This window comes from Actinomadura logoneensis, assembly GCF_003428695.1.
Classification (GTDB): Bacteria; Actinomycetota; Actinomycetes; order Streptosporangiales; family Streptosporangiaceae; genus Spirillospora; species Spirillospora logoneensis.
In genome coordinates this window covers 1-12,858 of sequence record NZ_QURH01000212.1, presented here as the reverse complement: position 1 = coordinate 12,858, position 12,858 = coordinate 1, and the positions used below count along the sequence as shown (strand labels likewise).

Genomic DNA, 12,858 nt, shown 5'->3' with positions numbered 1-12,858 from the left:
CGGACTGCCGTCGCGCGCGGTCGGCGGGGCGCTGCCGTCGCGGGCGGTCGGCGGGGCGCTGCCGTCGCGGGTGGTCGGCGGGGCACTGCCGGTGCTGGAGGTCGGGCCGTCGATGCTGGACCGGCGGACGCTCGGCCGCGGCCGTCCGTACGCGGTCGTCCTGCCGCCGAGCGCGGACGTCGTGGACGAGTCCCGCCGCCGCGCCCTCAACGCACGCGCGGTCGAGCTGGCCACCGGACGCGGGGCCGTCGTCGTCGGCGGCGAGGAGGAGCTGGCGGCCGTCCTGCCCGAGCTCGGCTCGGCCGAGCCGCTGGTTCCGCTACCGCGTGCGTCCGCGGCGGCGGCGCTGGCGATGTCCGGGCCGGTCGTCGCGCACGATCCCGCGCTCGGCTACCTCGCCGCCCGCCATCCCGGATGCGGGAAGCTGCACCTGCTGTGGCGGCACCACCACGCGCGCGTCGTGGACGGCGTCCTGGAGGTCACCTCGCTCAGGCGGCGCCGTCCGACACTCTGCGCGGTCGTCCCCGCGGACTCGGACGGCGTGACCGTGGGCCGCTGCCCGGACCACGACGTCCCCACCCTGACCTGACGGCCGCGCGCTCCGCCCCTGAGGGACGACCTGGCGGTCAGCTCTCCAAAAACTCGGCGATCGCCTCGGCCAGCTCCCGGCGCGTGACGGCGCTCATGTGGTTGCCGGGGATCTCGGTGTAGCGGCCGTCGGGGAGGGCGGTGGCCAGGTCCTTCGCGGAGCCGTTGTCGTGGTCGTCCACCCCGGCCACGACCAGCGTCGGCAGTGTCATCCGGTCCAGGTCGGCGCGCGGGGTGTCGACGAAGGTGTCCAGGACGCGCAGCAGCGCCGTCCGGTCGCCGCCGACGGTCTTGAGGAACGCCTCGGCGCGCCACTCGGCGGTGCCGCGCTCGAACGTTCCGGGGTTGCTCAGCACGTTCCGGAAGTGGTCGCCGCGGCCCTCGGTCGCGGTGATCCCGGTGAGGCCCATGCCGCCGAGGATCGCCCGGACGGGCGTCGCGCCGCGCGCGAGCATCCGCGCGGTCGTGCGCGCGCCCAGCGAGTAGCCGCCGAGCACGTAGTCGGTGAGGTCCAGGTGCTCCAGCAGGTCGAACCCGTCGTCGGCGAGGACGTCCCTCGGGTAGTTCGCCGGGTCGTGCGGCTTGCCGCTGTCGCCGTGCCCGCGCAGGTCCGGCATGATCACCCGGTAGCCGAGGTCGGCCAGCGCCTCGGCGTGCCCGTACCGGATCCAGTTCACCGTCGCGGTGGAGAAATACCCGTGGATGAGGACCAGCGGGCGCCCCTCCCCCAGCTCCCGGAAGGCCAGCCGCACGCCGTCGCGCGCCGTGAAGTACTGAACGGGCACGTCGATCATCCCCCCAAAATACCCGCCGTCCGCGGGTCCGCGGGACGCCTCAGGGCGTGCGCTGCGCGTCCACCAGGGCGTCGCCGGCGCGGGTGCGGTAGTAGAGGACGGAGCGCCCCGAGCGGCGGCGGTCGGCCAGGCGGGCCTCCAGCAGGATCTTGAGGTGGCGGCCCACCGAGCCGAGCGGGAGCCCGGTGAGCGCGACGAGCTGGGTGGTGCTCTTCGGGTCGTCCAGGAAGGTCAGGACGGCGGCCCGCCCCTCGCCGAGCAGGCGGGCGAGGGCGCGCGGGACCCGCACGGGGTCGGGGCCGGCCAGCTCCCCGGCGCACGGGTAGACCTTGGCGTACCGGACGCCCTCCTCCCAGGTCACCCAGCCGTGGGCCGAGGTGACCGGGACGAGGAACAACTGCGCGCCGTGGGCGTGCCGCGGCGGGTACTCGGCCAGGTTGACCTGCAGCCGGCCGTCGCCGAGCCAGCGGATGCCGGGCCGCAGCCCCTCCAGCGCCGCGGCCCAGCCGTCCAGGCTGAGCTGGCGGGTGCGCGCGATGATGTCGGCCTCCAGAACGCGCCGGCGGCGCGGCCAGTACGGCTCGACGGCGTAGCGCCACACCTCGGCGAAGGTGGCGGCGGCGATCGCCGGCAGGTCGTCGCGGACGAGGATCTCGGGCAGCGGTCCGCCCGCCGACACCTCCAGGTCGGCGCGGGCCCGCGCGGGCGGGGTCGCGCGGACGACCGCCACCTCGTCCTCGAAGTCCGGCTCGAAGACGCCCAGCGGCGGCGGGGTGAGGAAGTCGGCGTTCCACCTGGTCCGCAGGGCTACCAGCCCCTCGCGGACCATGCGGTGCGCGACGGGGTCGGCGGCCATGTGCGCGCGGTAGGCGGGCAGGACGGCGTCCATCCAGGCTCGGCGTCCGGGGTGTTCGGCCCGCTCCAGTTCCAGGTCGCGCAGGCAGCCGATGGTCTCCGCCAGCGGCGACAGGACGAACCGCCCGGTCGCGAGCGTGTCCGCGTCGATCAGCCACAGGCTCATGGACGTTTCGCCTCCCCGCGAAACAGTAACCCGCCGGACGGCCCCGGCGAACAATCGGCACATGCGCACCTATAGGGACCTTTTCCGGTCGCCCGAGTACACGCCGCTGTTCCTCGCGTCCTCGGCGAACTCGGCGGCGATGGCGATGAGCGGCCTCGCGCTCGGCACCCTGGTGTTCGAGGCGACGCGCTCGCCGCTGCTGTCCTCGCTGGCGATGTTCGGCCCCGCGTTCGCCCAGCTCGTCGGGGCGACCCTGCTGCTGTCGGCGGCCGACCGGCTGCCGCCGCGCACCGCCCTCACCGGGGGGAGTCTGGCGTTCGCCCTGACCACGGCGCTGATCGCGCTTCCCGGGCTGCCGGTGTGGGCGCTGTTCGCGCTGCTGGCCGTCCAGGGCCTCGTCGGATCGGTCTCGGGCGGCGTCCGGTACGCGATGCTCAACCGGATCCTGCCGAAGGACGGCTACATCCTCGGCCGGTCCGTGCTGAACATGGCGAACGGGCTCACCCAGATCGTGGGGTTCGCGGCCGGCGGCGCCCTGGTCGCGCTGCTGTCGCCGCGCGGCGCGGTGCTCGTCGGTGCGGGCCTGTACCTGCTCTCGGCGCTGGCCGCGCGGTTCGGGCTGACGGCACGTCCGGCGAGCGCGGAGGGACGCCCGTCGGTCGCCGCGACGTGGCGGGGGAACGTCCGGCTCCTGACGTCCCCGGCCCGCCGGTACGTGTTCGTCGGGCTGTGGGTGCCGAACGGGCTGATCGTCGGCTGCGAGTCGCTGTTCGTGCCGTACTCGCCGTCCCACGCGGGCGTCCTGCTCGCCGTCGCGGCGGTCGGGATGCTCGCCGGGGACGTGTTCGCCGGACGGTTCCTCCGGCCGGAGTGGCGCGAACGGCTCGGCCCGTTCCTGCGGCTGCTGCTCGCCGCGCCCTACCTGGTGTTCGCGCTCGACCCGGCGCTGCCCGTCGCGGTCGCCGCGATCACCCTCGCGGCCGTCGGGTACTGCTCGACGCTGCTGCTCCAGGAGCGGCTGATGGCCCTCACGCCGGACGAGCTGCAGGGCCAGGCGCTCGGGCTGTTCTCGTCCGGGATGCTGGCGATGCAGGGCGTGGGCGCGACGCTCGCGGGCACGGTCGCCCAGTTCACCGGCCCGACGGCGGGGATGGCGGTGATGGCCGCCGCGTCCGTCGCGGTCACGCTCGCGATCGCGCCCGGCCTGCGTGCGCCGGTGCCCGCCGAAGCCGTCTAGACCGTCCCGGGATCTCCAAATCGCGGCCATGTTTCCGCAGGTCGGGCATTCCCCGCTGGGCGCGCGGAGATCACCGAGGAGTGAGCGAGCAGACCGAGTACGACGAGCGGCTGTGGAACCGGGGGGACGTGGTCCTGCGGTTCCCGGCCGACCGCTCCGTGGGCGAGATCCAGATCGTGGCCGTCGGGAACGAGGACGACGACATCCGGCTGCTGGACGCGCGCGGCGAGGTGACCGTCCCCGCCGGGCACATGGCGTCGCTGGAGATCCCGGACGGCACCCCCGCCGGCGACCTGGCGTTCCTGGACGACCTGCCCGAGGACGCGCTCGCCGGGTTCGCCGGGTCCGGCGTCACGGCCGAGGGGCTGGCACGGCTGGCCCGGCAGAAGGAGCTGTTCCAGGTCGTCCTGGAGGAGCCCGCCGGAGACGACATCGCGCTCTCGCGCCTCGCGGACCTCCCCGAACTGGAGATCCTGGGCGTCGAGGACGACACCAGCCCCGGCCTCTGGTTCGGCCGCCTCGCCGGGAGCGGCCTCATGAACCTGGAGGTCGCGCGGCGGCACACCGACCAGGAGGCGCTCGCCGGGATCGGCACGATCGAGGGCCTCTACTCGCTGCGCCTGCTCTCCGCCGACCTCGACGCCGACGGCCTCGACGCGCTCGGCTCCCTGGACGGCCTGGAGTCCCTGACCCTCTGGACGGACACGCCGCTCGAACCGTCCCACCTGCTCTTCGCCACCCGGCTGCCGGACCTGGAGGTGCTGGAGGTCAAGGCGGCCGACGGCGGCGACCTGCTCTCCGCCGAGTCCCTGCTCGACCTGATCCGCACCCTCCCGGACGTCGAGATCAACGGCCTCTGGTACCCGGCCGAGAAGCTGTCGTCCCTCACTCCCGGCGACATCGCTCACGTCGGCGACCAGAACGTCGTCGCCATCGAGAACGCCGACGACTTCGACCGCCTGGTGGCCCGAGCCGGGGACAAGCCCGTCCTGGCCTACTTCACCGCCAAGTGGTGCGGCCCCTGCAAGCAGTTCGGCCCCATCGTCGAACGCTTCGCCGCCGACAACGCCGAGCGCGTCACCACCACCCGCATCGACATCGACGCCGCGCCGGAACTGGCCGACCGCTACGAGATCCAGGGCGTCCCGACCGTCCTGGTCATCCGCTCAGGCGAGGTCATAGCGAGCCACGGAGGCTCCCTCCCCCGCCGAGACCTGAACCACTTCCTCCACCACGCCCTAGACCACTGACGGTCCGGAATTCGTCAGCCTCACTCGGTCACACGCCATCGTCCAGCAGAACCCAGTCCATCATGGAATAGGCCGCACGGTAAGCGGAGCGAAGACGATCGGGATTATCTCCCAGCGCCTGAAGAATCATGAAGGCAGTGCCGGAGATACCGGAGGTCGGACCTTTGAAGACCTCTGCGTAGAGCAGCCCCAACCCCGGCGCGAGCGCCTCTTTGATTTCCTGAACGAGATCACGTCCTGCAGGGATTCCCCACCCTTGACTATCACACGAGACGATTCGATCCAGAAGATCAAGGAAGGTCAAGCGGGAGTCGACGGCCAGCTTTTGCGTCAGCGCGGCCATGCATATTCTAGCCACGGGCAGTGCGGGCACATGCAAAACCTCCCCGTCGAATACATGCCCCTCGAAGGCGTTCACGCGCGGGGATCCGTTCCCCGCTTCGGCCAGGTAGAGGAGGTCGTCCCCCAGGTGGGCGGCCGGCTCGCCGCACGGACATGTGACATCCTCCGTCAGCTGACGCTCGATCTCGTCCCGCAGGAACTCCTTCGCCTTCCACTGTTCTCTGGCGTCGTCCAGCGACATTTCGGCACGATCAAAAGAAGGTTCACGCAATGCAGGGTGAGCCACTCGATAGGCCTCGTCCAGTAGCTCAGGATCTTCACCCAGGCTTTCGAGGATCATGAGAGACGCAGCCGAAGCGCCAGGAGCACGGCAATTGAACACCTCCGCATAGAACAGCCAGGTGCCCCGCCGCACAACTTCTCTGCACTCCTGGACGATGTCTCGTCCACCGGCAGCCGCCTTCACCTTCCACTCGGAGGCCGAGACGATTTGGAGAAGTATGCGGCTGATGATCTCCCTTGATACCGGGGAAATATCTTGCGTCAACGCGGCCAGGCAGATCTCCGCCACCGGAAGTGCCGGTTCGCGCAGCACCTCCCCCTCGAAGACATGCCCTTCGAGGACGTCCGTGATCCGAGTCGCGTTCTCAGCACCGGCAAGACGAAGGAGGTCGTGAGCCAGGTGAGTGACCGGATGACCGCACGAGCACACGACGTCCGCCGTCAATTGGCGGTGGACGACGTTGTACAGAAATTCCATGCCCAGAACACCTCATCAAAGCGCAGGCCGCACCCGCCACCGCCTCGCAGGCCGGAGCGAGCCCCGGCAGCCAGCCGGATTCTCGGATGAGAGACGTTCTGGTTGACGGCTCGGTTGCCCCAGCACATGAGCCGATCGCCAAGGAGGATCAAGAAAAGCGTCGCGGCCCGAGGGCCGCGCCGTCGGGCAGGCGCCGACCGCTGGACAAAGGCAGTGGACTCCTGTGACGGCGGCGGCCTCCTTCACCGTCCAGCGCGGACGAGCAGCCCCTTCCAGGCGGCGGCGCTCAGGAGCAGCTTGGGCCCATCCAGGTCCTTGGAATCCCGCACCGCCACCACAGGACCCACAGCCCCAACCTCCCCGCACGCGGTGATCTGGTCCACGGCCAGGTCCGGGCGGCGGTGGGACGCCAGGCAGCCGCCGCTGGACGTGCGGTAGTACCAGCTCCGCGCCCCGCAGCACCAGGACGCTCTCGCCGAGGTGCGGGGACGTCGCCGAGCGGATGTGCAGCGCCATCCTCACCTACTGGGCCTCCCCGCCCCTCACCTGGCACCACGCCCGATAGGTGACTTCGCGGTGTCCGGGCTACCGACTCGCCCGCTCGTCTCGTCTGGAGGGAACTGATGAAGGACCGATAGCGGAGAAGATCGCCAGCTGTCCTGACAACGAGACGCTGCTGATGTGGCTGCGGCGGGCGGCGGTCGCGACCAGCGTGGACGAGGTCTTCGGGGACTGAGGCCGCGCGGAACGGAACGCTCGTCCCGAGGCTCGGGCGGGCGTTTCGTCGTTGTTCGGTGGGCGCGATGAGTTTTCGGGGGCCGGACGGTCTTACCGCGCGACAGGAAGGGGTCGGGCATGGGCAAGGTCGTCGCGATGGAGCAACTGACGCTGGACGGGGTGATGCAGGCGCCCGGGCATCCCGAAGAGGATCCCCGAGGCGGGTTCCGGCACGGCGGGTGGGCCGCCGAGCGGCAGGATCCCGCGATGCAGCAGGCCATGGGCGCCCGCATGTCGGACGCGTGGGCGCTGCTCGCCGGGCGGGTGACCTACGCGCGGTTCTTCGACTACTGGCCCAAGCAGCCGCCGAACCCGATCACGGACGCGTTCAACCGCGTCCAGAAGTACGTGGTGTCGACGACGATGACCGAGCCGCTGCCGTGGAAGAGGTCGACGCTGCTCGCCCGGACCGGGGCCGTCGCTGAGCTGAAGCTCCAGAAAGAAGAGAACCTGGTGGTCTTCGGCAGCGGGGCGCTCGTCCGGTCGCTGCTGCGGGACGGGCTGGTGGACGAGATGGTCCTGATGGTCCACCCGATCCTGCTCGGTTCGGGGTTCCGGCTGTTCGCCGAGGAGGGCGACGAGCTGACCGCGTTCGACCTGGTCGACTCGGTCACGACCGGGACCGGGGTCTTCGTCGGGACGTACGCGCTCGCGAAAAGCTGAAGGCCCGTCCGGACGGGACGGGCCTTCAGGTCAGTCGGCGAGGTTCGCGGCGGTCACCGAGACCGCGATCTCCTCGGACGGCGTGACGCCCATGGCGACGGCCAGCTTGCGGTAGCGGGCCGCCTCCTCGCGGCGGTTGCGCCGCTCCAGGGTGCGGGCCAGCGCCTCGTGCGCCCACCCGTTGCACGGGTCGATCTCGATCAGCCGCCGGAACGCGTCCTCGGCCCGGCCGAGCTGGGCGCTGTGGAAGTACGCGCGGGCGAGCAGCTCGGCGACGGCGCCGTTGCCGGGCTCGGCCTCGGCGACCGGGGCCAGCAGGCGCGCGGCGGAGATGTAGTCCCTCGCCTCGAAGAACATCTGGGCGCGCTGGAACTCTTCGTAGGTGTTCATCTGCTCCCTCCCGGCCGCGCTGTTGTTGAAGCTTCAACCAAGAGGGTCCGGCTTTCATTCCACGGTGAGTTGCGGTCCGTCCTGGCCAGGCCGGTCGAACCGCCCCAGGTAAAGATACGTGCCACGGCAGGACATGTCGGACACGGCCACTCCCCGACGCGAGGCACGTCACCGTCTCGCCCGGTCGAGCAGGACGGCCGGGACGGTGAGCAGCGCCAGGGCCGCGCCGATCCAGGGCAGGGACGTGAGGCCGGCGCCCGCGTTCAGGGCGGCGCCCGCCGGAAGCGGGACGAGGCTGATGCCGAGCTGGAACATGGAGACGGTGGTGGCCCCGGCCAGCGTGGGCGCCTCCGACGCGAGGGCGAACACCCGGGCGTACAGCGCCGGGTTCAGGACGAAACCGGCGACTCCGAGCAGCGGCACCAGCGGGACGACGACGAGGGCGTGCGCGGCGAACGACGCGAGCAGCGCGGACGCCAGCGCGATCCCGGCGGCCCCGGCCAGGAGCGCGTCGCGGGGACGTCGGTCGGAGATCCGCCCGCCCACCGACAGGCCGAGGACCGCGCCCGCTCCGAACAGCGTCAGGACGGCCGGGACCCACACGTCCGGAACGTCGGTGACGTCCTTCAGCAGGGCCGCCAGGTAGTTGTACGAGATCATGTACGCGGCGGTGCTCAGCAGGGTGGCGGCGAACACGGCCCACAGCCGCGGCCTCCGCAGCGCGGCCAGCTCGCGGCGGACACCGGGCTCGCCGCCGGTGCGGGTGGCGGGCACCGCAACGGCGGTCAGGACGGCGCCCGCGCAGGTGAGCGCCGCGACGGCCCAGAAGCCGCCGCGCCAGCCGGTGAAGTGGCTCAGCAGCGCCCCGGCCGGCCCGCCGAGCACCATCGCGAAGCCGAGGCCGCTGACGACCAGGCCCGACGCGCGTCCCGCCCGGCCGGGCGGGACGAGGCCGACCGCGGTGACCGCCGCGACCGCGAAGAACCCCGCGTAGGCGAGCCCGCAGACGAACCGGCTCACCAGCAGCAGCGGGTAGCGGTCGGCGAGCAGGCCGGCGGCCAGGGCCGCGGCGAACAACGACTGCGTGGCCACGAGCGTCGTCCGGCGGGGCCAGCGCAGCGTGAGGACGGCCAGGGGCGGCCCGCCGACGACCACGGCGACCGCGAACGTGGAGATCATCCACCCCGCGGACGGCAGTGAGATCCCGAGGTCGCCCGCGATGTCGGGCAGCACCCCCGCGACGAGGAACTCGGCGCTGCCCATCGAGAACAGGCTGAAGGCGAGCAGGTAGACGGGCAGGGGAAGGGGGCGGCACTGGTCGGGGGTCCGTGCCGGGAGGCGGCGCGCGTCGTCACCGGGCGGCCGGACGGACTTCTGCTCAGGACTGGGGGAGGGCATGCGCGGACTCCTGGATCCGAGTGGACGACTTCGGAGTCAGGGTGTTCGCGCGCCTCGCAAAACAGCAATCAACGTTGCCAAATCCGGAACGACCGCGCCATTCGCCACGAACGGTCGGTCCGGAACCTGCCCCTGTATAGCGGAGTCTCCGGATTCGCCCACGTAAGCGCCGATTTTTCAGTTAGATGTGCCCACCATCGTTCACCCCGCCTTCACCGCAGAAGGAGCTCGATGCTCAGGAAGCTGCTCGTCACGGCCGCGACCGGCCTGGTGGCCACCGCCGTGGTCACCGCACCCGCCGACGCGGCGGTGGCGTCCGCGCGCACCCCCGCCCCCGCGGTCTCCGCCGCGCGCTGCCACTCCCACAAGGTCGGCAAGCACTGGGAGTGCGTCACGCCGGGCTCGTACTGCCCCAAGGCCGCGCACCTGCACTACGGGTACGCGTACAAGACGGGCAAGCGGTACCGGTGCGTCCGGTACCCGAACGGACAGTGGCGCTGGAAGCGCGGCTGACCTTTCGGACGGTCGTGCGGACCGCCTCGGCATGTCCGGGGCGGTTCTTTTATGCCCGTTCGTTCTGGGACGCGGGCGGCGGCCGGTGGCAGGGGGACGGTGGAGGGCGATCGCGTCCGGCCGCCGGGCAGCAGGGTCCGGCGGGACGGCGCCCGGCATCCCGCCCCCGGGAGGAGCGTTGCGTACCCACCACTTCGCCGCCGTCGCCGCCGTCGCGGCGCTCGCGGGCGGCGTCTTCGGCTACCTCGTCCATCCGTCCGAAGGGTCGGCGGCGCCCGCCGTCCCCGCCGCCGCCCCGCGACATACGTCCGGGACGCTGCACGTCGCCCTGAACATGCCCGCCTCCGACCGGGAGCGGGCGGCGGCGCTCGGCTTCGACCTGTTCGACGTCGACCCGGACGAGGTCGGCGCGCTGCCGAAGGACGGCCGCGCGCTGGTCTGGGTCGGGAACACCACGTGCGGCGGCTTCGAGATGTCCGCCGACGCCTTCGGCTCCACGGTCCGGCGCCTGGCCCGCGACCCGCGCGTGTACGGCTGGTACCTGTCGGACGAGCCGAACCCCGCCGAGTGCCCCGGCATCGTCGGGCGGATCCGCGAGCGCGCCGACCTGATCCACCGCTACGCGCCGGGCCAGAAGGCGTTCGCGTCCCTGACCGACTGGACGATGACGCCGCTCAAGCCGTCCGCGACGCACCTGGACCTCATCGGCCTCGACCCCTATCCGTGCAGGTCGGACGCGTCGGGTTGCGACCCGAAGGCGATCGCGACCATGGTCGCGCAGGCCGACCGCGCCGGGTTCGCGCGGGCGATGATGGTGCCGGTGATCCAGACGTTCGGGCAGGCGTGCAGCGCGGGCGAGAAGAACTGGAAGCTGCCGACGGCGCCGCAGCTCACGAACCTCCTCCGGCAGTGGGACGCGCTGCTGCCGCATCCCGCGTTCGACATCAGCTACTCGTGGGGCCACCAGTCCGACTGGGCGTGCCCGACGCTCGCCGACTCCCCCGGCCTCCAGCAGGTGATGAAGCTGCACAACACCCGGCCGGCGCGGCGGACCCCCGCCCCCACGGGAACGCCCGACCCGACGGCGACGCCTCCCGAGCCGACGGCGACCGCTCCGCCGCCGACCCCCTCGCCGAGCTGCGTGGCCACGCCCGACGGGCATGATGGGACCTGATCGCAGCCGAGGGAGACACCATGATCGACAAGTCGGACGTCCGCGCCGCGGCCGAGCGGATCGCCGGGCACGTCCGGCGGACGCCCGTGCTGGAGAGCGACGCGTTCGGCGTGTCCCTGTGGCTGAAGCTGGAGCAGACGCAGCACGGCGGGTCGTTCAAGGCGCGCGGCGCGTTCAACCGGCTCCTCGCCGCCGCCGAACGGGGCGCGCTCCCGCCGTCCGGGGCGGTCACGGCGTCCGGGGGCAACGCCGGGCTCGGCGTCGCGTACGCCGCCGGGACGCTGGGGGTGCCCGCGCGGGTGTTCCTGCCGCGCACCGCGCCCGCCGTGAAGGTCGCGAAGCTGCGCGCGCTCGGCGCGGACGTCCGGGCCGTCGGGGACAAGTACGCCGACGCGCAGGACGCCGCGCTCAAGGACGCCGCCGACACCGGCGCGCTGTTCTGCCACGCCTACGACCAGCCGGAGGTCTGCGCGGGCCAGGGCACGATCGGGCTGGAGCTGCTGGAGCAGACGGGCGGGGCGTTCGACACGGCGCTCGTGGTCGTCGGCGGCGGCGGCCTGATGGCCGGGATCGCGACCGCGCTGGACGGCGCGGCGAAGGTCGTGGCCGTCGAGCCGGAGCGGTGCCCGACCCTGCACGCGGCCCTTGACCAGGGCGAACGCGCGACCGTCGCGGTCTCGGGCGTCGCGGCCGACTCGCTCGGCGCGTCCCGGATCGGGGAGATCGCGTTCGACGTGGCGCGCCGGACGGGCGTCGGGTCCGTCCTCGTCCCGGACGAGGCGATCGTCGCCGCGCGGCGGGCGCTGTGGGAGCGGCACCGGCTGGTCGCCGAGCACGGCACCGCCGCCGCGCTCGCGGCCCTGCTCACCGGGGCCTACGCGCCCGCGCCGGGCGAGCGGGTCGCGGTCGTGGTGTGCGGCGCGAACACCGATCCGTCCGACCTGGTGCGCGCGTAGCCCGTTCGGTGCCACCATGTCCGCCATGAGTGAACTGACTTTGACTCCTGAGCGTACGGCACTGATCGCGATCGACCTGATGGAGCGGATCGTCGCGCAGCCGACCGCCCCGCACTCCGGCGCCGACGTCCTCGCGCGCTCCGTTCGCCTCGCGGACGCCCTGCGCGAGGCGGGCGGGACGGTGGTGTGGGTGCGCGTCGAGCGTCCGAACGTGGACGAGCAGCCGCCGGGAAGCGGCCTCTGCCCCGAGATCGAGGTGGCCGCGTCGGACATCGTGACCGTCAAGCGGACGTGGGGCGCGTTCCGGGGCACCGGCCTGGAGGACGCGCTGCGCGAGCGCGGAGTGGACACGGTCCTCCTCACCGGCCTGGTGACGAACTTCGGCGTCGAGTCCACCGGACGCGACGCCGAGGAGGCCGGGTTCCGGACGGTCTTCGTCGAGGACGCCATGAGCGGGCTGGACGCGCACGCGCACGAGTTCGCCGTCGACTACGTGTTCCGGCGGCTCGGACCGGTCGCCTCCACGAAGGAGGCCCTCGCCGCCGTCACTTGCTCAATTGCGCGATAGCTTTAGAGTGTTCGCGTAATCGTCCTGGAAGGGGTGGGTCGCCATGGTGGGAGAGCTGTCGCCGACGCACTGGCTGGTCGTGATCATCGTGGCGCTGCTGCTGTTCGGCTCGGCGCGGCTGCCGAAGATGGCGCGCTCGCTCGGCCGGTCGGCGCGGATCCTCAAGGCCGAGATGAACGGCCTGACCGGGGAGGACGACGCGTCCGGCGACGACGGGCCGACCTCCGCGCCCCGCCCCGTGCAGGCCGCCCCCGTGCAGGCCGCCCCCGCCCCGGCTCCCGCCGCCGGCCCCGCGGGCGTTCCCGCGTCGGTGGCGCAGGACGAGGCCGCCCGTCCGGTCGTCCGGGACGGCGAGCCGCGCCGCTGACCTCCCGCTCCCACCGGGAGCCGATCGGCCCCGCCCTCGGTCGTCGGCGCCGCCCCCGCG

The 12,858-nt window shown here is 72.5% G+C and carries 16 protein-coding genes; 10 read left to right on the top strand and 6 right to left on the bottom strand.

The genetic code is table 11. The annotated features are described in order from the left end of the window. Positions 1 to 589, top strand: a 589-nt coding sequence (locus tag DZF91_RS39710) for a hypothetical protein (protein WP_117357551.1), incomplete at its 5' end; no start/stop codon positions are given. A 37-nt stretch (positions 590 to 626) separates the two neighbouring features. On the opposite strand, the gene DZF91_RS11975 is transcribed toward DZF91_RS39710, so the two are convergent. Next, positions 627 to 1,382, bottom strand: a complete 756-nt coding sequence (locus tag DZF91_RS11975) for an alpha/beta fold hydrolase (RefSeq protein ID WP_117357550.1) — start codon at positions 1,380 to 1,382, stop codon at positions 627 to 629. Between the two features lie 40 nt (positions 1,383 to 1,422). After that, positions 1,423 to 2,403, bottom strand: a complete 981-nt coding sequence (locus tag DZF91_RS11970) for an ArsR family transcriptional regulator (protein ID WP_117357549.1) — start codon at positions 2,401 to 2,403, stop codon at positions 1,423 to 1,425. 61 nt (positions 2,404 to 2,464) lie between these two features. Here DZF91_RS11970 and DZF91_RS11965 point away from each other — a divergent pair, with 61 nt between their 5' ends. Further along, a complete protein-coding gene (locus tag DZF91_RS11965; protein WP_117357548.1) occupies positions 2,465 to 3,640 on the top strand; it encodes an MFS transporter in 1,176 nt (391 codons plus the stop codon). Positions 3,641 to 3,720: 80 nt separating this feature from the next. Continuing rightward, on the top strand, positions 3,721 to 4,890 hold the full coding sequence (locus tag DZF91_RS11960; RefSeq protein ID WP_117357547.1) for a thioredoxin family protein: 1,170 nt from the start codon (positions 3,721 to 3,723) through the stop codon (positions 4,888 to 4,890). 28 nt (positions 4,891 to 4,918) lie between these two features. On the opposite strand, the gene DZF91_RS11955 is transcribed toward DZF91_RS11960, so the two are convergent. Beyond that, on the bottom strand, positions 4,919 to 5,992 hold the full coding sequence (locus tag DZF91_RS11955; protein ID WP_117357546.1) for a hypothetical protein: 1,074 nt from the start codon (positions 5,990 to 5,992) through the stop codon (positions 4,919 to 4,921). Positions 5,993 to 6,234: 242 nt separating this feature from the next. After that, positions 6,235 to 6,375: a DUF397 domain-containing protein gene (locus DZF91_RS41965; protein ID WP_268915934.1), complete on the bottom strand. Its 141-nt coding sequence runs from the start codon at positions 6,373 to 6,375 to the stop codon at positions 6,235 to 6,237. A 182-nt stretch (positions 6,376 to 6,557) separates the two neighbouring features. Here DZF91_RS41965 and DZF91_RS39705 point away from each other — a divergent pair, with 182 nt between their 5' ends. Next, entirely contained in the window at positions 6,558 to 6,728 is a 171-nt protein-coding gene (locus tag DZF91_RS39705; RefSeq protein WP_158587921.1) for a hypothetical protein, read from the top strand. 119 nt (positions 6,729 to 6,847) lie between these two features. Continuing rightward, positions 6,848 to 7,432, top strand: coding sequence for a dihydrofolate reductase family protein (locus DZF91_RS11945; protein ID WP_117357544.1), 585 nt, complete (start codon positions 6,848 to 6,850; stop codon positions 7,430 to 7,432). Positions 7,433 to 7,462: 30 nt separating this feature from the next. Here DZF91_RS11945 and DZF91_RS11940 read toward each other — a convergent pair whose 3' ends face one another. Beyond that, positions 7,463 to 7,822 carry a tetratricopeptide repeat protein gene (locus DZF91_RS11940; RefSeq protein ID WP_117357543.1) on the bottom strand — a complete coding sequence of 120 codons (360 nt, stop codon included), beginning with the start codon at positions 7,820 to 7,822 and terminating at the stop codon, positions 7,463 to 7,465. 168 nt (positions 7,823 to 7,990) lie between these two features. After that, the gene (locus DZF91_RS11935) at positions 7,991 to 9,220 is read right to left on the bottom strand and encodes an MFS transporter (protein WP_117357542.1); all 1,230 of its coding nucleotides are present in this window, start codon (positions 9,218 to 9,220) and stop codon (positions 7,991 to 7,993) included. A 231-nt stretch (positions 9,221 to 9,451) separates the two neighbouring features. Here DZF91_RS11935 and DZF91_RS11930 point away from each other — a divergent pair, with 231 nt between their 5' ends. From DZF91_RS11930 to tatA, 5 genes are all read left to right on the top strand, one after another. Beyond that, on the top strand, positions 9,452 to 9,733 hold the full coding sequence (locus DZF91_RS11930; protein ID WP_117357541.1) for a hypothetical protein: 282 nt from the start codon (positions 9,452 to 9,454) through the stop codon (positions 9,731 to 9,733). A gap of 178 nt (positions 9,734 to 9,911) precedes the next feature. Further along, positions 9,912 to 10,907, top strand: a complete 996-nt coding sequence (locus tag DZF91_RS11925; protein WP_117357540.1) for a hypothetical protein — start codon at positions 9,912 to 9,914, stop codon at positions 10,905 to 10,907. 20 nt (positions 10,908 to 10,927) lie between these two features. After that, a complete protein-coding gene (locus DZF91_RS11920; RefSeq protein ID WP_117357539.1) occupies positions 10,928 to 11,863 on the top strand; it encodes a threonine/serine dehydratase in 936 nt (311 codons plus the stop codon). A 25-nt stretch (positions 11,864 to 11,888) separates the two neighbouring features. Beyond that, on the top strand, positions 11,889 to 12,431 hold the full coding sequence (locus tag DZF91_RS11915) for an isochorismatase family protein (protein WP_117357553.1): 543 nt from the start codon (positions 11,889 to 11,891) through the stop codon (positions 12,429 to 12,431). 43 nt (positions 12,432 to 12,474) lie between these two features. Beyond that, on the top strand, positions 12,475 to 12,798 hold the full coding sequence (tatA, locus tag DZF91_RS11910) for a Sec-independent protein translocase subunit TatA (protein WP_199486577.1): 324 nt from the start codon (positions 12,475 to 12,477) through the stop codon (positions 12,796 to 12,798). Positions 12,799 to 12,858: the final 60 nt, after the last annotated feature.

Excerpts from the sequence above, each read along its gene's own strand:
- DZF91_RS11975 (WP_117357550.1), bottom strand. The coding sequence starts at position 1,382 with ATGATCGACGTGCCCGTTCAGTACTTCACGGCGCGCGACGGCGTGCGG.
- DZF91_RS11970 (WP_117357549.1), bottom strand. The coding sequence starts at position 2,403 with ATGAGCCTGTGGCTGATCGACGCGGACACGCTCGCGACCGGGCGGTTC.
- DZF91_RS11965 (WP_117357548.1), top strand. The coding sequence starts at position 2,465 with ATGCGCACCTATAGGGACCTTTTCCGGTCGCCCGAGTACACGCCGCTG.
- DZF91_RS11955 (WP_117357546.1), bottom strand. The coding sequence starts at position 5,992 with ATGGAATTTCTGTACAACGTCGTCCACCGCCAATTGACGGCGGACGTC.
- DZF91_RS11945 (WP_117357544.1), top strand. The coding sequence starts at position 6,848 with ATGGGCAAGGTCGTCGCGATGGAGCAACTGACGCTGGACGGGGTGATG.
- DZF91_RS11940 (WP_117357543.1), bottom strand. The coding sequence starts at position 7,822 with ATGAACACCTACGAAGAGTTCCAGCGCGCCCAGATGTTCTTCGAGGCG.
- DZF91_RS11935 (WP_117357542.1), bottom strand. The coding sequence starts at position 9,220 with ATGCCCTCCCCCAGTCCTGAGCAGAAGTCCGTCCGGCCGCCCGGTGAC.
- DZF91_RS11930 (WP_117357541.1), top strand. The coding sequence starts at position 9,452 with ATGCTCAGGAAGCTGCTCGTCACGGCCGCGACCGGCCTGGTGGCCACC.
- DZF91_RS11920 (WP_117357539.1), top strand. The coding sequence starts at position 10,928 with ATGATCGACAAGTCGGACGTCCGCGCCGCGGCCGAGCGGATCGCCGGG.
- DZF91_RS11915 (WP_117357553.1), top strand. The coding sequence starts at position 11,889 with ATGAGTGAACTGACTTTGACTCCTGAGCGTACGGCACTGATCGCGATC.
- tatA (WP_199486577.1), top strand. The coding sequence starts at position 12,475 with ATGGTGGGAGAGCTGTCGCCGACGCACTGGCTGGTCGTGATCATCGTG.